Annotated in this window: 18 protein-coding genes; 16 read left to right on the top strand and 2 right to left on the bottom strand. The window is 72.2% G+C overall.

Features of this window, described 5'->3' with window-relative positions:
* The 4 genes from ACFV4N_RS15540 to ACFV4N_RS15525 form a co-directional block, all read left to right on the top strand.
* The coding region (locus ACFV4N_RS15540; RefSeq protein ID WP_499673190.1) for a chromosome partitioning protein at window positions 1-751 on the top strand (751 nt) is incomplete at its 5' end.
* Window positions 752-795: 44 nt separating this feature from the next.
* Window positions 796-2,136 (top strand): TadA family conjugal transfer-associated ATPase, encoded by a 1,341-nt coding sequence (locus tag ACFV4N_RS15535; RefSeq protein ID WP_499673191.1) that lies wholly within the window; start codon window positions 796-798, stop codon window positions 2,134-2,136.
* Window positions 2,133-3,062 carry a type II secretion system F family protein gene (locus ACFV4N_RS15530; protein WP_499673189.1) on the top strand — a complete coding sequence of 310 codons (930 nt, stop codon included), beginning with the start codon at window positions 2,133-2,135 and terminating at the stop codon, window positions 3,060-3,062. The genes ACFV4N_RS15535 and ACFV4N_RS15530 overlap by 4 nt, the downstream gene beginning before the upstream one ends.
* A gap of 5 nt (window positions 3,063-3,067) precedes the next feature.
* Window positions 3,068-3,961 carry a type II secretion system F family protein gene (locus ACFV4N_RS15525; RefSeq protein ID WP_499673188.1) on the top strand — a complete coding sequence of 298 codons (894 nt, stop codon included), beginning with the start codon at window positions 3,068-3,070 and terminating at the stop codon, window positions 3,959-3,961.
* 95 nt (window positions 3,962-4,056) lie between these two features.
* Here the strand turns inward: ACFV4N_RS15525 and ACFV4N_RS15520 are convergent, their stop codons facing one another.
* Window positions 4,057-4,353 carry a hypothetical protein gene (locus ACFV4N_RS15520; protein ID WP_499673187.1) on the bottom strand — a complete coding sequence of 99 codons (297 nt, stop codon included), beginning with the start codon at window positions 4,351-4,353 and terminating at the stop codon, window positions 4,057-4,059.
* 186 nt (window positions 4,354-4,539) lie between these two features.
* On the opposite strand from ACFV4N_RS15520, the gene ACFV4N_RS15515 reads away from it, so the two are divergent.
* From ACFV4N_RS15515 to ACFV4N_RS15490, 6 genes are all read left to right on the top strand, one after another.
* Window positions 4,540-4,728, top strand: a complete 189-nt coding sequence (locus tag ACFV4N_RS15515; protein WP_499673186.1) for a hypothetical protein — start codon at window positions 4,540-4,542, stop codon at window positions 4,726-4,728.
* Between the two features lie 104 nt (window positions 4,729-4,832).
* Entirely contained in the window at window positions 4,833-5,180 is a 348-nt protein-coding gene (locus ACFV4N_RS15510; RefSeq protein ID WP_499673185.1) for a TadE/TadG family type IV pilus assembly protein, read from the top strand.
* Between the two features lie 112 nt (window positions 5,181-5,292).
* Window positions 5,293-5,700 carry a pilus assembly protein TadE gene (locus ACFV4N_RS15505; protein WP_499673184.1) on the top strand — a complete coding sequence of 136 codons (408 nt, stop codon included), beginning with the start codon at window positions 5,293-5,295 and terminating at the stop codon, window positions 5,698-5,700.
* Complete coding sequence (locus ACFV4N_RS15500; RefSeq protein ID WP_499673183.1) at window positions 5,697-6,173, top strand: pilus assembly protein TadG-related protein; 477 nt, start codon at window positions 5,697-5,699, stop codon at window positions 6,171-6,173. The genes ACFV4N_RS15505 and ACFV4N_RS15500 overlap by 4 nt, the downstream gene beginning before the upstream one ends.
* Window positions 6,174-6,226: 53 nt before the next feature.
* Window positions 6,227-6,658, top strand: a complete 432-nt coding sequence (locus ACFV4N_RS15495; RefSeq protein ID WP_499673182.1) for a hypothetical protein — start codon at window positions 6,227-6,229, stop codon at window positions 6,656-6,658.
* 195 nt (window positions 6,659-6,853) lie between these two features.
* Window positions 6,854-9,865, top strand: coding sequence for a BTAD domain-containing putative transcriptional regulator (locus tag ACFV4N_RS15490; protein ID WP_499673181.1), 3,012 nt, complete (start codon window positions 6,854-6,856; stop codon window positions 9,863-9,865).
* Between the two features lie 940 nt (window positions 9,866-10,805).
* On the opposite strand, the gene ACFV4N_RS15485 is transcribed toward ACFV4N_RS15490, so the two are convergent.
* A complete protein-coding gene (locus tag ACFV4N_RS15485; protein ID WP_499673180.1) occupies window positions 10,806-11,228 on the bottom strand; it encodes a hypothetical protein in 423 nt (140 codons plus the stop codon).
* Window positions 11,229-11,301: 73 nt separating this feature from the next.
* On the opposite strand from ACFV4N_RS15485, the gene ACFV4N_RS15480 reads away from it, so the two are divergent.
* The 6 genes from ACFV4N_RS15480 to ACFV4N_RS15455 all read left to right on the top strand — a co-directional run bounded on the left by ACFV4N_RS15480 (window position 11,302) and on the right by ACFV4N_RS15455 (window position 16,452).
* Complete coding sequence (locus ACFV4N_RS15480) at window positions 11,302-12,105, top strand: AAA family ATPase (RefSeq protein ID WP_499673179.1); 804 nt, start codon at window positions 11,302-11,304, stop codon at window positions 12,103-12,105.
* Window positions 12,106-12,169: 64 nt separating this feature from the next.
* Window positions 12,170-13,948 carry a vWA domain-containing protein gene (locus ACFV4N_RS15475; protein WP_499673178.1) on the top strand — a complete coding sequence of 593 codons (1,779 nt, stop codon included), beginning with the start codon at window positions 12,170-12,172 and terminating at the stop codon, window positions 13,946-13,948.
* Between the two features lie 80 nt (window positions 13,949-14,028).
* Window positions 14,029-14,289, top strand: coding sequence for a hypothetical protein (locus ACFV4N_RS15470; protein WP_499673177.1), 261 nt, complete (start codon window positions 14,029-14,031; stop codon window positions 14,287-14,289).
* The gene (locus ACFV4N_RS15465; RefSeq protein ID WP_499673176.1) at window positions 14,286-14,780 is read left to right on the top strand and encodes a hypothetical protein; all 495 of its coding nucleotides are present in this window, start codon (window positions 14,286-14,288) and stop codon (window positions 14,778-14,780) included. The genes ACFV4N_RS15470 and ACFV4N_RS15465 overlap by 4 nt, the downstream gene beginning before the upstream one ends.
* A 41-nt stretch (window positions 14,781-14,821) precedes the next feature.
* The gene (locus tag ACFV4N_RS15460) at window positions 14,822-15,739 is read left to right on the top strand and encodes a DUF4192 family protein (protein WP_499673175.1); all 918 of its coding nucleotides are present in this window, start codon (window positions 14,822-14,824) and stop codon (window positions 15,737-15,739) included.
* Window positions 15,740-15,849: 110 nt separating this feature from the next.
* Window positions 15,850-16,452: a hypothetical protein gene (locus ACFV4N_RS15455; RefSeq protein WP_499673174.1), complete on the top strand. Its 603-nt coding sequence runs from the start codon at window positions 15,850-15,852 to the stop codon at window positions 16,450-16,452.
* Window positions 16,453-16,501 lie beyond the last annotated feature (49 nt).

The following is a 16,501-nucleotide window of genomic DNA, read 5'->3' as shown; positions in this document are numbered from 1 at the left end:
GTTTTCCCTCGCCTCGACACCCGGTTTGGTCAGCTTCGCCGCCGCCGTGCGGAGCGGCGGCGAAGCCGACCTGGTGTGGCGGCACGTCCAGCGGCTCGCCGGCGGGCTCCCGGTGGTCGTCGCACCGTCGGACGCCGAGCAGGTCCACGCGGCGTTGTCCTCTCTCGTAGCGGATCCGGCGGGAGGACTCGGCGTGCTGCGTGCGATGGCCAACCGACCGGGCACGGTGGTCGTGGTCGACTGCGGGCGCGTGGACCCGGGTTCGCCAGCGCTGCTGGCCGTGCGGGTGTCCGACACCGTGGTGCTGCTGTCGAAGGCTCACGCCGAGGACCTGGCGCACCTGCCACGGCGGTTGCCCGCAGTCGGCCGGTGGAGCCCACACCCGGTGCTGCTGCTGGTCGGTGAGGGCTATGGCGAGGCGGAGATCGCCCGCGAACTGGGCGTAAACCCGCTGGGACGGGTGCCGCACGACCCGCAAGGCGCTGCTGTGCTGTGCGGCCGGCCAGCCGCACCGCGCCGGAGACGACACCACCCCTCGCGCTCTGCATTGGGCCGGTACGCGCACGAGGTCGCCGTCGAACTGGCCACCCGGCAACAGACTTTCGCCCTCGTTCCACATAGGACGGATCCCGCCAGCCCGCCGACCCCGGCCGCCGCCCTGGACATGGTCCCGGGCATCCCACCTGCGGCGATCTCACCGTACGGCCTCCGTCCAGCGCCGGACGCCCTGAGAGGAGGTCGGGTGTCATGACCTGTCCGAACGGGCTGCAGCACCGGGATGTCGACGGTCATGCGATGGACTTGCCGGCGATCATCTCCAGGCTGCGCGAGTACCTGCGGGAGCGGTTGAACGCCGAGCTGCCGGGGCGGGTGGTCGATCAGCAGGACCGCACCGGTACAACCGCCACTCGCGAGGCCCGGCGTGAGCTGGCGCGCGGCCTGCTTGACGAGGCGTTGCGGGTGCACGCCGAGCAGGAGTTGGCATCGGGCCGCCGGTTGCTGCCCCGGGAGGTCGAGCAGCGGGTGGTGGCCGAGGTGGTCAACGAGGTGTTCGGGATGGCGGGGTTGCAGCCGTTGCTGGACGACCCTGCCGTGGAAACCGTCAACGTCAACCGGTTCGACCGGGTGTTCGTGCAGTACAGCGATGGCCGACGCGTCCGGGTCGGGCCGGTCGCGGGTTCCAATGAGGAGTTGACCGATCTGGTTCGGCTGTTGGCCGCCCGTGCGAGTAGTCAGGAGCGGCGGTTCGACCAGGGCTCTCCGGCGGTCAACCTGCAGTTGCCCGGTGGTGAACGGCTGTTCGCGGTGCTGGGGCTGACCGCGGGTGGGGTGACGGCGTTGTCGATCCGTCGCCACGGCTACCTCACCGTCACCCTGGCGGAGCTGCGTCGCCGGGGCACGGTGGATCCGGGTCTGGAGGCGTTTCTGCGGGCGTTGGTGCGGGCGCGCAAGAATGTGCTGATTACCGGTGGTACCGGTGCGGGCAAGACCACGTTGCTGCGGGCGTTGGCCTCGGAGATGGATCCGCTGGAGCGGATCGTCACCGTCGAGGACGCCTTCGAGCTGGGGCTGGACCACGATCCGGACATCCACGCCGACGTGACCGCCTTTCAGGCCCGCGAGCCCAACGTCGAGGGCGAGGGTGCGGTTTCCCAGGCCGAGTTGGTGCGCTGGGGTCTGCGGATGTCGCCGGACCGGGTGATCGTCGGTGAGATCCGGGGCCCGGAGGTCGTTCCGATGTGCAATGCCATGTCGCAGGGCAACGACGGCTCGATGGCCACCCTGCACGCCTCCAGCTCGCGCGTCGCGTTCACACGGCTGGCTTCCTATGCCGCCCAGGGGCCTGAGCGGCTGCCGTTGGAGGCGACGAACCTGTTGGTCGCCTCCGCGGTGCACTTCGTGGTGCACCTGGCCCGCGCCGCCGATGACCGCAGAATCCGGGTGGTGTCCTCGATCCGGGAGGTCGTGGGCGCCGACGGTCCGCAGGTGGTCTCCAACGAGGTCTACCGTCCCGGCCCCGACCGGCGCGCCCGGCCCGTGGCCGGGGCACTGCGCGGTGACACCCTCGACGACCTGGTCGAGGTCGGCTTCGACCCCGGTGTGCTGGAGAACCCCGAGGGCTGGTGGACGTCATGATCATCGCGGCGAACCTCACCCGGAGTTCCACCACGGCCACTGCGGCGCTGCTCGGCGTGGGTGCCGGGATCGGACTGCTGCTGGTCGTCCTAGGCTGGCGCGGCACCGATCCGAACCGGTCCCGCCGGACCCTCACGCGCCCTGCGGGCGTGGTGGACCGGCGCCGGACGCTGCGCCTGGCGCTATCGGTCGCCGCTGCGGTGGTGACCGGTCTGCTGACCGGCTGGATGGTCGGCGCGGTGCTGGCCGGGCTCGCGGTCTGGGCGTTGCCGCGGGTGCTGGGCCGCGATCCCGGGCACGCCCGCCGGGTGGCGCGCATCGAGGCCATCGCCTCGTGGACGGAGATGCTGCGCGACACGCTGTCGGCCGCTGCCGGGTTGGAGCAGGCCGTTCTGGCCACCGCTCCACTGGCCCCTGCCGCGATCCGCGAGGAGGTCGGCGAGCTGGCCGCCGGGATCGAGAACGGCCGGCGCCTGGTGCCCGCGCTGCGCAGGCTCGGCGAGCGCTTGGACGACCCGGTCGGTGACCTGGTCATCGCCGCGCTGCTGCTGGCGGCCGAGCAGCAGACCCGCCGGTTGGCCGAGTTGCTCGGCTCGCTGGCCGATGCCGCCCGCGGCCAAGCCTCGATGCGGATGCGCGTGGAAGCCGGACGGGCCCGCATCCGGACCTCGGTGCGGGTCATCGTCGGCACCACGTGCGCGTTCGCGGTCGCGGTGGTGCTGCTCAACCGCGCCTACATGAGCGCCTACGACAGCGTGACCGGGCAAATCGTGCTGCTGGGCATCGGGGCGCTGTTCGCCTCCGGTTTCGCCTGGCTGGCCCGCATCGCCCGGGTCACCCAGCCTGACCGCTTCCTGTCCACCACCGCCGAGCACGACCCGACCGGCGGCCGGCGGGTGCTCGCGGTCACCGGAAGGCAGGGGTAAACGCCGTGATCACCTCCATCGCCCTGGGCATCGGATTCGGAATCGGCCTGTGGGCCCTGGCGGTCTACCTGTTCCCGCCCCGTCCCGCCCTCGGCGCGGTCCTGGCCCGCGCCACCGCGCCACCGGCGCCTGCGCCGATTCTGGCCACCGACGACAGCGGCTGGGCGACGCGGCTGGGTCGTCCCGCCGTCGCCCTGCTGCGCGCCTTCGGCCTGCCCGGCCTACGCCTGGCCCGCGACCTGGCAGTTGTCGGCCGCTCGACCACGGCCTACCTGGCGGAGAAGGCCACCCTCGCCGTAGCCGGCCTGCTGCTGCCGGTCCTGCCGACCGTGGTGCTCGCGGTGACAGGTCCGGGGTTGGGCTTGCAGTTCCCGATCGCCTCCGGGTTCCTGCTGGCCGCGATGGGGTTCGTCCTGCCCGATCTACGAGCTCGCTCGCAGGCCGCCAGGCTGCGGGTGGGGTTCCGCCACGCCCTGTCGGCCTACCTGGACCTGGTGTGGATCACCCTGGCCGGGGGAGCCGGGGTGGACAGCGCCCTGGGCGACGCGGCGACCATCGGCCGCGGCTGGGCCTTCGAGCAGATCCACGGCGCCCTGGACACCGCCCGCCTGACCCGCACGACCCCATGGGCCACGCTGCGCCGGCTGGGGGAGGAGCTGGACGTCACCGAGTTGGCCGAGCTCGCCGCCTCGGTCAGCCTGGCCGGCACTGAGGGCGCCAAGGTCCGAGCCTCGCTGGCCGCCAAGGCGCAGGCCTTGCGAACACATCAGATCACCGATGCGGAGGGCGAGGCGCAGGCCGCGACCGAGCGCATGTCCTTGCCCGTGATGGCGTTGTTCCTCGGGTTCCTCGTCTTTATCGCCTTCCCCGCCCTGGCCGGGGTGCTCAACGGGATGTGAACGTCGGTCAGAGCAGGTGATCAGACCGCGCAGTCTTGCCGGAACCGAAGGAGATGATTGCCGTGTTGAGGCGACGTCGTTGCTCTGCCTGTGGCTCAGGTGTCGGCTGGGCCCAGTTCCTGATCGAGTCGTTCGCGCCAGTCGCCGTGCTCCAGACCGGCGCTGACGAGCACGTCGCGCCAGTCCGAGTTGGCCTGGGCCAACGCTTCACGCAGTCGCGAGAGGTCGCCGTTGGCCAGCAGGACGATCGCTGCCTGTATGCGTTCTTTGCCGTCCGGGGTGGTCCTCTCGTCCCAGGGGCCGTCGGCGAGCAGGTTGAGGACTCCGTTCGCGGAACCCGGCTCCGGGAAGTCCCGGCGTATCCGTCTCATCAAGCGGGTTTCTTCTGCCATCAGGCGATCGTGTCAGACGCGGGAGCCGCTGTACGCGGATCACCTGCATCCGAGGTGTTGGCCGCAGCCCTCACAACATCACCCGACTTCCGGGGCTGCCGACCTACAAGACCGCTCAAGAACTCGACGGGCAGGCACGACCCGGTACGGACACCGCGAACGGAGCAACGACGAGGAGGAACGGAAATGTTGTCGCAACTGAAAGCGTGCTGGACAGTGATGCGAGCCCGGTGGCAGGAACTGCGCAGACTGCCCGATGCCGGGTACTCCACGGAAGCCGTCCTGGTGACCGCGCTTCTCGTGGTGGCCGCGCTGGCGGTGATCGCGATCGTAGTCGCCAAGGTCACCGAGAAGGCCAACGGGATCACGATGTGATGGCCATGGCACCCGAGGATCGCCTTCACGGGCGACCAGTACGGCATGGCCGTCGTGTTCGACGGGCACTGTGCGGGGACGGCGGAGCGGTCGGCGCGGAGTTGGTGATCGCCACCCCGCTGCTGTTGCTGATGCTGCTGGCGATCGTGCAGTTCGCGCTGTGGTCGCATGCCACCCACATCGCCCAGGCCGCCGCCTCGCAAGGACTGGCCGCGGCCAGGGCGCAGAACGGGACCTCGGCGTCGGGAACGGCGAGCGCGCGGCAGCTGCTCGACCAGCTCGCCGAGGGCCCGCTGCGGGGCACCGTCGTCAGCGCCGACCGCGGGGCGGCTACGGCGTCGGTGCGCATCAGCGGGACCGCGACCCCGGTGGTGCCGTGGTTGCACCTGCCCGTGCACGCCGAGGCCGTCGGACCGGTCGAGCGCTTCGTCCCCGACCTGGCAGGAGGGTGAGGATCCGATGGCCGCATCACCCACGACGCCCGGCCCGCCCGAATCGGGCCACAGCCGCCGACGGGCCGGTCAGTGGATACGGCCGGTGTGGTGGCGGACCGATGACGGCTCCGTGGCCGCCGAAGTCACCCTCGTCACGCCGTTCCTGGTCATGTTGCTGGTGTTCGTCGGGGTGGTGATCCACCGGGGTGTAGACGCGCGCATCCGCCTCGACGACGTCGCCCACCAGGCAGCCCGCGCCGCCGGCCTCGAACGCACCCCGACCGCCGCCATCGCCGCCGCTCAGTCCACCGCCGCCAGCGCGCTGGAGCAGGCCGGAGTGGCGTGCACGTCGCTGTCTGTGGCCACGTCCACCAGGAGTTTCCGGCCCGGCGGCACGGTCAGCGTGACCGTGTCCTGCCAGGTGGACTTCGGCGACGCGCTCATCCTCGGCGTACCCGGCGGCACGACGCTCTCGGCCGGCGCGGTCGAACCAGTCGACCTGTGGCGCTCCACGGCAACCACCGGGAGCCAGGCATGACCCGCAGAGGCCACCACGCCCAACGTGGCAGAGGGCCGACGTGGCGCAGGCGGGCCGAGTGGTGGCGTGCCGACGAGGGGCAGGTGACCGCGTTCGTCGTGGTGCTCACCACCGGCATCCTCGCCCTGGCTGGCCTCACCCTCGACGGTGGTCTCGCGCTGGCTGCGAAAGTGCGGGCCGGTGGTCAGGCCGAGGCCGCCGCCCGCGCCGGAGCCCAGGCCGTCGACCTGGTCGCCTACCGCGGCGACGGAACCGTGCGGCTGGTGCCCGCGCAGGCGGTCGCCGGTGCCCTGGCGTACCTGGCCGCCGAGGGCGCCACCGGCACCGTGACCGTCTCCGGTGACACCGTCACGGTCACCGTGACCGCCACCCAACCCACCCAGCTGCTCGGCCTGGTCGGCATCGGCTCGATCCGGGTTCACGGCCGGGGCAGTGCCCGTCCGCAGCGCGGGGTGACCGCGATCGAGCCCTGACCACACCCGCCTGGTCACCGTGAACAGGCACCCGAGACGAGGAGCGCAGCACCATGGCGACACTCGAGGAAATCCGCCGACGCGTTGAGCAGACCGACGTCGCCCGCAGCGCGCGGCGGGCCGCCGCCGCACAGCAGGTCGGCCAACTCGCCCAGCGCCGCGCCGCCATCCTCGACCAACTCCACGACGTCGAGCGCGAGCTCGGTGACGTGCTCGCCGAGGCCCAGGACGTCATCGGCGTCGACGAGCTGGCCGAGTTCACCGAGCTCAAGCCCGCCGACCTCACCGCCTGGCTCGCCGGCCGCAAAACCGGCCGCGGCAAGCGCCGAAAGGCCACCAGCACCTCCGGCACCCACAGCGCCACGCGCCGCGGTCCGGGATCGACGACATCGGCGACGCCCGGCCAAGCATCTGCTCCACACCAGGGTCCGGCCGCAGCCGGGCCGCTGGACCCTCCCGGGCGACTGGTCGCGCAGGCGAACTGACCAGGTCCGCCTTTCCGTCGGTTCGGCTGGATCCGCGCACGACGTCCTGCGTGGAGTTCCTGTTCTGCTTAAGGAAACGAGCACGTCATGACGGCACCACCGCACCCTTCCCGCCGACAACCGCCTCGACGGTGCCGAGCGCGCGGTCGGGCGTGGCGCGGCGCCGAACGAGTGCTCGGGGTGTTCGCGGGGCTGGTGCGCGCAGTGACCGCCGCCGTCGTCCTCGCGGCGCTGCTGGTGGGAACGCCGTGGGCGCTGACCCGGTTCGTCGGCTGGCCGCTGCCCGACCACCCGCCCTCCTGGGCGGAGGTCCAGAGTGTGCTGCTCGACCCGATGACCGCGACGTTCCTGCTGGACGTCGTCGCCTGCCTGGCCTGGTCGGCGTGGGCTTTGTTCGTCCTGGGCGTCGCCCACTGCGCGATCGGCCTCGTTCGCGGCGTGCGACTGCCGGAGCTGTCGGCGGCCGGACCGGTGCGTCGGATCGCGGCCGCGCTCGTCGGCGCGGTCCTGGTCTCCCTCCTCGGCCAGCGGGCCCACCTCCCCGCCGCACCCCTGCCTTCCGCCGGGCCCGGCGGCACCGAGATCGTCGCAACAGCCCCGGCCTGGAGCCAGGCACCCGAGCGATCGACAGTGCAGGTTCGCCCGGCCGTCTACACCACGCCGCACCGGACGGCATCCGGTGTCGCCGCCGAGCAGTCGGCCCGCGCGAAGTCCGCCGTGGTACTCGCCTACGACCCCGAGACAGGCGTGTACGACTCGCTGTGGCGCATGGCCGAACGCACGCTGGGCGACGGCAACCGCTGGCCGGAGATCTACCAGCTCAACAAAGGCAAACCACAACCGGGCGGCGGCACCTTCACCCAGCCCAGCCTGGTGTTCCCCGGCGAAGAGATGGCCCTGCCCGACGACGCCACCGTGCCCGCGACACCTCCCGTTCGATCCTCTCCACGGCCCGTGCCGGCACCCCCGACCGCTCCTGCGACACCTCCCGGCAGCCCCGCCACACCACCGCGTCCCACCACTCAGCCTTCTGCAACCACACAGGCTCCCCGGCCCACCCAGCTACCGGGTACCCCGGCATCCAGCACAACCGCGTCCGACGGGCCGGGGTTCGGCTGGGGCGAGGAGCTGTTCGTCGGCCTCGGCCTGGCCTCGGCGGTCAGCGCCGCCCTGGTCGCCGCGCGTCGCCACAACCGGCGCCGCTACCTGCCCGGCAGCGGCGAACGCGGCGACCTGCCCGTCGCCCCCGTGGTCTACCGGCTGCGGCTGGCACACCTGCGCGCCGACCAGGACGACCCCGACGTCGACGCCGACGAGGCGGACCTGGACCGACCAGGCCGGCGACCGCGGCGGGCACCGGGACCGTCGGTTGTGCTGGGCCACGAGGACAGCGCCCCCATCGACCGGGCGCCGGTCGTGCCGGTCGGTGTGCTTGAGGGCCGCGAGATCGCCCTGGATGTGGCCGCCGTGCGCGGTCTGGGTCTGCTCGGTGCGGGTGCCACGGGCGCGGTGCGCGCCCTGCTCGTCGCCGCCCTGACCGCCGGGCAAGGGGAGGCCAAGGTGATCGTTCCGGTCGAGGACCTCGCGGTGCTGCTGGGTCGGCGACCGGTGCGGGCACCGCTTCCGGCGAGCCTGCACGTGACCGACGACCTCGACACCGCCCTGGATGTGCTGGAATCGGAGACCCTGGTGCGCGTCGGCCAACCCCGGTCCCTTGGCCACTCGTGGGCGCCGGTCGTCCTGGTGGCCCGCACGCCCACGCGGCAGTACCGACGGCTGCAGGCGGTACTGGACAACGGATCAGCCGTCGGCGTGACCGGACTGCTGCTGGGGCAATGGACTGCCGGGGTCACCGCCTACGTGCGCGACGACGGCACCATCTCCACCACCACCCCCGGCCCCGGCGAACCGCTGCGCGGCACACGCGTGTTCCGCCTGGGCGAGGACCACACCGCCGACCTTCTGACCCTGCTCCACCACGCCGCCCCACACACCACGACCGAACCCGAGCGCACGACCGACAACCCGCTTCCACCGGCACACACGCCTCGACCTCACCCCGTGCCGAACCAGCCCGCCGCCGAGTCACCAGCCGACCTCCGGACTGCGGAAGCCCGGACCGGACACGGCGAACACGCGCTCGCCGATGCCGCGCTCGAGCTGCCCGCAGCCGCCAGCGACGCCGCAGGACGGGGCGACCACGACCTGGAAATCCTCGGCCCCACGCCCGCGTCCCCGCAGGATTACCCGTCGCGCCCCGACCAGCTCGCGCGCACGCGCACCGAACCTCGCCAAGCACAGGCCCTATCGCCTACCGACCCCGATTTTCCTTTCAGCGACGGACAACACGGCACCGTCAACTCCGAGCGCGAGGTCGCGGTCGTGCCGATACGGATCAGCGTCCTGGGACCGCCGCGGGTGTGGTGGCGTGCCGGGTCGGCGGCTGCCGACGGTGAGACCGCTGAACGCGAGATCACCTCGGCTTTTCAGCCGCGCCAGCGTGAGCTGCTGGTGTTCCTGGCCCTGCACCCCGACGGCGCCAGCCGCGAGGCCCTCATCGCCGCCCTGTGGCCCACCAGCCCACCGGAGAAGACCACCAACGTGATGAACACCAGCCTCAGCCGCCTGCGCCGCGCCCTGACCGTCGCCACCGAGGGCGCCCTGCCGGACATCGTGCAGGTCGGTGAAAGCCGCTACCGCCTGGACCCCGGGCTGGTGGAGGTGGACTACCGGTCCTTCGCCGCCGCCGTGGCCGCCCGCCGCACCGCCACCACCGAACGGCAACGGATCGAGACCTACCGGCGCGTCGTCGACAGCTACACCGGACCACTGGCCGACGGGATGAGCACCGAGTGGATCGAAACCGCCCGGGAGTCGATCCGCCGCGACGCCATCGACGCCGTGGCCGCCCTGGCCCGCACCCTGGCCGACCGCGACCCGCAGCAGACACTGGACCTGCTGGAGGTGGCACGGGCGTTCGACCCGCACAACGAGCTGATCTACCGCGACATCATGCGCCTGCAGGAACGCCTCGGCCAACTCGACGCCATCCGACGCACCCTGTCCCTGCTGACCGCCCGACTGACCGAGATCGACGACCAACCCACACCGCAGACCGTCGAGCTGGCCGAGCGGCTGCGCCGCCGCCACGACGACACCGGCGACGTCGAACCCCGGCTCGACCACGAACACGGCAGGGCCGGATGACCACCGCAGCGAACCGGGCCGCGTGCGTCCCACCGGTGTTTCCCTCACGAGAACCACCCGGTGCGACGCGCCGGGATGGTGCGGTGGCCGGCGAGGCCCGATGGCAACACCACGTCAATGTCCCGAGAGAAAGGTTTCATGCGGCTCGCCCGAACGGTAAAAATCCGTTCCCGCTCCATTTGAAGGGTTCCTATCCGAATGCTACCGTGCGGCACGTCGTGTTAGCTCCCGGTTTTGAAAGATGGAATACGAGTTCGCCGTGAAGAGAGTTCCGCTTCGGTGCCGCGAGTCGTGCGTGCTTGCGGGGCCCCGTCGTGCAGACCCGCTGCCGGATCCGCGTCGTGCAGGCTTTCACGAAGGATCGCAGTGCCTCCCCGGTGTGCAGCCGAGGCGGCCGGCTCTGCCCGTGGCACCTCCACCGGGTGGTCGCCGTGTGCGGCCGACGTGGAGATCGTTTGCGCCTACGGTGACTTCCGTTGGGGGTGCACATGGGGGATCACCTTGGGGATCAGGTTGGGGATCCGCTTAGAGTGCCACCCCCTGCGAGCCGTGAAGACGCCGGTCGCGAGCCCTGTAAGGGGATCCGCTGGTATCCCAGACTCGCTTGCCCGCAAGCCGGTTCACACATCGGGGCGGCAGGGCGGTGCCACCCCGTCCCGCAGGCGTGCAGCGTCCGCCTCTCTCCGTGTGCCGGCGGTCCGACATCGACCTCCGCCTCCGTCTTCCTCGTGCATCAATCTATGTTTTTTGTTTTTGATTTCCCTTCCCGGCGTCTTTCGGCGTCGCCGGCCGTGTCTTTGTGTGTGAATCGCGCGCGTTTGCCCGGCATTGTGCTTTCGGGTGCCGACGGCCGACTGAAAAGTCGGGCGTATTATTCACCCGAACGGGGCGGTAAAAGAGCTGCGAAGCGGTTGCCCGTACCCACGGTGCAGAGTCATAATTAATTGCAGGCAGGGAACGGAAAATAACACCGAATGGCGAGCCCGGCGCGAGCCATGCCCAATGAACGGAACGGGAAAACGATGAACGCGAAATCCCCCGGCACCGCAACGCCCGCCACCGCGTCCACCTCGCCGGGCGGGTCGGCACCCCGGTTGCGCAGCGGTGAGTTGCGCGCGATGGTCGCGCGGGTGCTGGCCGACGCGCGCATCGGTCTCACGCCGGGCGACATCGCGCGTGTGTTGAACCGGTCGTCGGGGGCGGTGGGCAACGCCTGCCGGGTGTTGGCGCGGCGGGGCGAGGCGGAGGTCACCTCGTCCGCGCCGTTGATGTACGGGGCGACCACGTCCACGGCGTCGGTCGCCGCGCCCACCGCCACCCCCGCGCCGTCCCGTCCGCTGCGCGCGGGGAAGACCCCCGCCACGCCCGCGAGCGCCCCCGTCCCGCCCGGGGCGGGTGGGACGAAGCTGACTGGTTCGGCGATGGTGGCGGGTCCGGTGACGCGCCCCAACGGCACCGAGTACCACCCGCGCCTGTTGGCGGGCACGACGTTGCCGGATGTGACGGCGTTGCGGCGGTTGCGGGAGGCGGGGGTCGCCGCGCTGTTGTACGGACCCCCGGGCACGGGCAAGACGTCGGTGGTGGAGGCGGCGTTCCCCGAGTGCGTGACGGTGCAGGGGGACGGGGACACCGTGGTCGCCGATCTGGTGGGCGACTACACCAAGACGCCGGACGGGGAGTTCGTGTTCGTGCACGGTCCGCTGGTGCGCGCCATGCGCGAGGGCGTGCCGCTGTTCGTCGACGACGCCACCCTCATCCCGCCGACCGTGCTCGCGGTGGTCTACCCGGCGATGGACGGACGCCGGCAGATCGTGATCAAGGCCAACGGCGGCGAGGTGGTGGACGCCGCGCCGGGGTTCTACGTGGTCGCCGGGCACAACCCCGGGGTGCACGGGGCGGTGCTCACCGACGCCCTGTCCTCGCGGTTCTCGGTGCAGGTGGCGGTGTCGTCGGACTACGACCTGGCCGACCGGTTGGGCGTGGACCGCAAGGCGGTGCGGGTGGCGCGCAACCTGGCGACCCGGCAGGAACGGGGCGAGGTCGGGTGGGCTCCGCAACTGCGGGAGTTGTTGGCGTTCAAGAAGATCGCCGCCGTGCTCGGGGTCGATGCCGCCGCCGCGAACCTGGTGGGTATCGCACCGGAGGAGGACCGGGACACCGTCGCCGCCGTGGTGCGCGACGCCTTCGGCCGCACCGTCAAGCCCCTCGCCCTGGGTGCCCGCGTCACCACCACACCCTGACCGGTCCCCGACCTCCGCTCCCCGCCGCACCGCACCACCGACCGTCGCGAAAGGACTTCCGATCATGAGTGCCCACTTCACCGCCGACCCGAATGCCACCGGTGCCGCCGTGTTCCCCGCCCGTCCCGAGTGGCTCGCGCTGTCCGCTGCCCTGGCCGAGGAGGTGCCGGTGATCGCCGACCGGGACGATCTTGTGGTCAGCGTCGCGCCCGGCGCGGGCGGGGGCGCGCCGGCGTGTTTCTACCCCGCCCGCGCGTTGATCGAACTCGACGGCGACCACCTCGGAGTCGATCCCGCCACGGTGGACCCGGCGAACCTGTCCGACCGGTCCCGCTACGCCCCGGCGTGGGGTGCGCTGACCCACGAGTGCGGGCACGCCCGCCACACCCGGTGGCAGCCCCCGCGCGACGCCCCGCCCGGCGTGGTCGCCGCCGCCATGCTGCTGGAGGAACCCCGCATGGAAGGCGCGCACCTGCTGCGCCGCCCGGATGACCGGCACTGGCTGCGGGCGTGCGTGCGCGGGATCGTCGCCGCCGACCTGCACCTGTTCGCCGACCCCGCCACCGCCCCGCAGATGACCCGCGCGGATGCCGCGCGCACCGCCGCCCTGCTGCTGGGACGCGCGGACGCCGGCGTGTTGGGCAGGGTGGAGGTCGGTCCGGTCGCGCGGGTGGTGCAGGACGTGCTCGGCGTGGACACCCTGATCGAGTTGCGGAAGGTGTGGACCCGGGCGATCGGCACCGCCGACGACGACGGCCAGACCATGCTCGCCCTCGGGCGGAGGTGGTGCGAGATCCTGGGCACCGACCCGAACACCGGGGACCCCGACCCCGGCGCGGCACCCGACCCGTCCGGCACCCCCGACCCTTCGGGCGGTACCGGTGGTGGGTCGGGCACGTCCTGCCCGTCGCCGTTGGCGGGTGCGATCGCCGCCGTGTTGGACGACGTGGCGGCGGCGGTGGCGGGGGAGAAGGCACCGCAGGACCCGGCCGCCCTGGCCGCTGCCGCGAAGGCGCGCGAGGCCGCCGCCGACAAGGTCGCCCACCGGGCGGCACACCAGGTGTTCCGGGTCGGCGGTCCCCGTGACGGGCACACCGCCACGACGGGCACCCGACCGCCCACCCCGGCCGAGCGGTCGGCGGCGCGGGTGTTGGCGCGGGCGCTGGACACCGCCGGGGTGAGGGAGCGGGTGGTGGTGCGCGCCGCCTCGGAGGTGCCGCCGGGGCGGGTGCGGATGCGCGGGGTGCGCGCCGCCGAAGCCCAACGCGCCGCCGGGGCGCTGGTGACCGCGCAACCGTTCACCCGCATCACCCGCAGCCCCGTGCCGGTTCCGCCCCTGCGGGTCGGGGTGGCCTGCGACGTGTCCGGCTCCATGGGCTGGGCGCGGACCCATGTGGCCTCGGCGGCGTGGGTGCTGGCCGAGGCCGCCCGCCACACCAGGGTGCCCGCCGACACCGCCGGCGTGATCTTCGGTCACCACGTCCGCCCGCTGACCCGACCCGGCCAACGCCCCGCCGAGGTCGTCGAGTTCGCCTCCGACGACAACTGGGAGGACATCCCCACCGCCCTGGACGCCCTCGACGGCGCCCTAGGGCTCTCCCACCCCGGCGCGTCACGACTGCTGGTGATCGTCTCCGACGGCCGCTACCGCGACCAACCCCGCCGCGACGGACAGAAACGACTCGACCGGTTGCGCGCCACCGGATGCGCGGTGCTGTGGCTGACCACCAACCTCACCGACACCCCACTCGACGGGGCGACCGTGCACCGACTCACCGACCCCACCACCACCGCCCGAGCCATCGGACACGCCGCCACCACCGCCCTGCGCACCACCCGCTGACCCCGCCGGTCGGGGCGGACCCCCGCCCCGGACCGGCGCCCCACCATCACACCCGACCACCACCACGAAAGGTGATCACGATGAACGACACCACCGCATTCGCGACCGTGGGCGAGGCGATCGCCGCCCTGTCCGCCCACGACCCGACCACACCCCCGCGCATCGCCACCCAACCCGACTACCCCCTGGAACACCTCCTCGCCCGGGTGATGTGCACCCCCGAGGACACCGAAGGCGACGGCACCCCACCCACCGACCCGCCCATGATGCAGCTCGGCACCGGCGAACAGGTCGGTCACCTGCCCGCCTGCGCCGCCGACGCCCTCGGATGGTCGCGATGACCTCCACCTCCTCCGTGCTCGCCCACCGCGCGGCACGCGCCGTGCGCGCCCACCGCGCCGCCGACCCCGACGGATTCCGCCACCGCCACGACAGCCCGCAGGCGTGGGACCGGTGGACACGCCGCGCCCGCGTCGCCCGCACCATCGCCACCGCCCTGCACGTGCCCGTCGAGCACGTGCTGGTCACCGACGATCCCCACCGCACCTACCCCACCCGCACCGGAGACGTCCCCGGCGACCTGATCACCATCACCGACCCCACCGGCAGGCGCGCGTGGCGGTTCATCCCCGACCACAGCACCCCCGGCCAGGCCTGGCTGTTGCTCGACACCTGTCCCCACTGCGCCGCCGAGGTCCCCGTCGTCCCTGTCGCCACCCTGGCCGACCTCGGCGACCACTTCGACCCCGAGCCCCACACCCGGTCCGCCCGGGAACTGCCCGACACGACCGGTCACCGACCCGACTGCGCCCATTCCCCAGACCGCAGCTGACCACTCGCAGCACGCCACCACCCATCCAGGAGGACACACCCATGCACACCACGACCCGTCCCGACGGCACGACCACCGGCACCCACGACGACGCCACCATCGCTGCCGGCTTCGCCGACTTCTACGACGTGCACGACGTCGACCGGCAGTGGCTGGGCACCCTGCACGGCGCGACCGACCCGGACTCCCTGCGCGAGACCGCCACCGGCAGGCAGCTGCTGGCCGCCGCCACCCCGCACGCCTTCGCCTCCGCCGTCACCGACCTGCTGCACGCCTGGGCCGAGCAGGACATCGGCCGGTGTTACCTGCCCGCCGACGGCTGGCCGTGGCCGTGGCGGGACTCCCGCCACGCCGACTGGGTCTACCTCTGCGACGACACCCGGACCTGGGTCGCCACCCGAACCGCCCGGTTCCCCTCCACCCCGACAGCCCTGCTACCGCACCCCGAGAACGTCCTCACCCGACGCGCCACGCTGATCGACCACCTGAGCACCCGCATCTTCCCCGACGACCACCCCACCGGGCCCGGCACACCCGGCCGACGCCGCAGCCGCTTCGACCTGATCCACGAACACGTCCTGCGCGCCGCCGATCCCACCACCGCGCTGACCGACACCGAGGTCGCCGCCCTCGCCGTGGCCCTGACCGACCCGATGGTGCGCGACGCCTGCCTGTCCTTCGCCACCGGCGAGCACGCCCACGCCGCCCAAACCCTCTGGACACAGCTCACCGCCGCCACCCCCGCCCCCGAACGAGCCGAACCAGCCGCCCTGCTGGCCGCCTTCGCCTACCTCCACCACGACCTCGACCTGGCCACCGCCGCCACCGCACACGCCCTCAACGCCCACCCGACACACCGCCTCAGCACCCTGATCGACGAAGCCATCGCCACCGACCTGGCACCGGACCACCTGCTCGCCATGGCACACGACAGCCACAACCTGATCCCACAACTCTGAACCACCACTACACGCCACCCGGCCGGACGCCCCCACCAGCGGCGCCCGGCCAGGCAGCATCCACCAACACACCCGCCGCCCACAGGAACAACCGCCCCCGGAGGACATCGATGACCACCACCGGCATGACCGAACTGGACCAGTCCGCAGGAGCCACCCCGACCCACTACCACTACACCCGCGTCGTGCAAATCGCCGGACACACCGTCCAAGCCCGCGTCGAACGCAACTCCTACCTCGACCAGAGCTTCGCCATCGCCGAAGCCCTCGACCACCGGACCACCTGGACACCCCTGACCGCAGAGGCACCGGCCGCCTGGTGGCACGACACCCCGCCACCCAAACCCGACACCCCCGCCGCCACCATCCTCGGCCCACTGGTCAAGCAGCTCCTGCGCCGCGCCGCCACGATCCTCGTCTCCCACCACCGGATCACCAAGCGCATCCCACCCTACGTTCACGACGCGATCAGCGCGCTGCTGGCCACCACGCACGGCTTCGACGCCGAAGTGCGCATCGACCCCGACGACATCTCCTGGGCCCGCGGCCACGGCGGCACGCTGCACATCATCGAGCGCCCGGACGGCGGCGTCATCTTCACCAAAGCCCACCGCGACGACTGCCCGTTCATCACCAGTACCGGCAACCAGCACTGCGACGAGAACTGCCACTTCCCCCACGTCCTCGACCGCCGTCCACACGTTGACGGGTGAACCACTGTCACTGGTCACGGTGGCATCTCACCGATGATCCAGGCGCAGG

Origin of the sequence: Actinosynnema sp. NPDC059797 (assembly GCF_042732085.1) — a bacterium.
Classification (GTDB): Bacteria; Actinomycetota; Actinomycetes; order Mycobacteriales; family Pseudonocardiaceae; genus Actinosynnema.
This window is presented reverse-complemented; position numbering and strand designations above follow the sequence as displayed.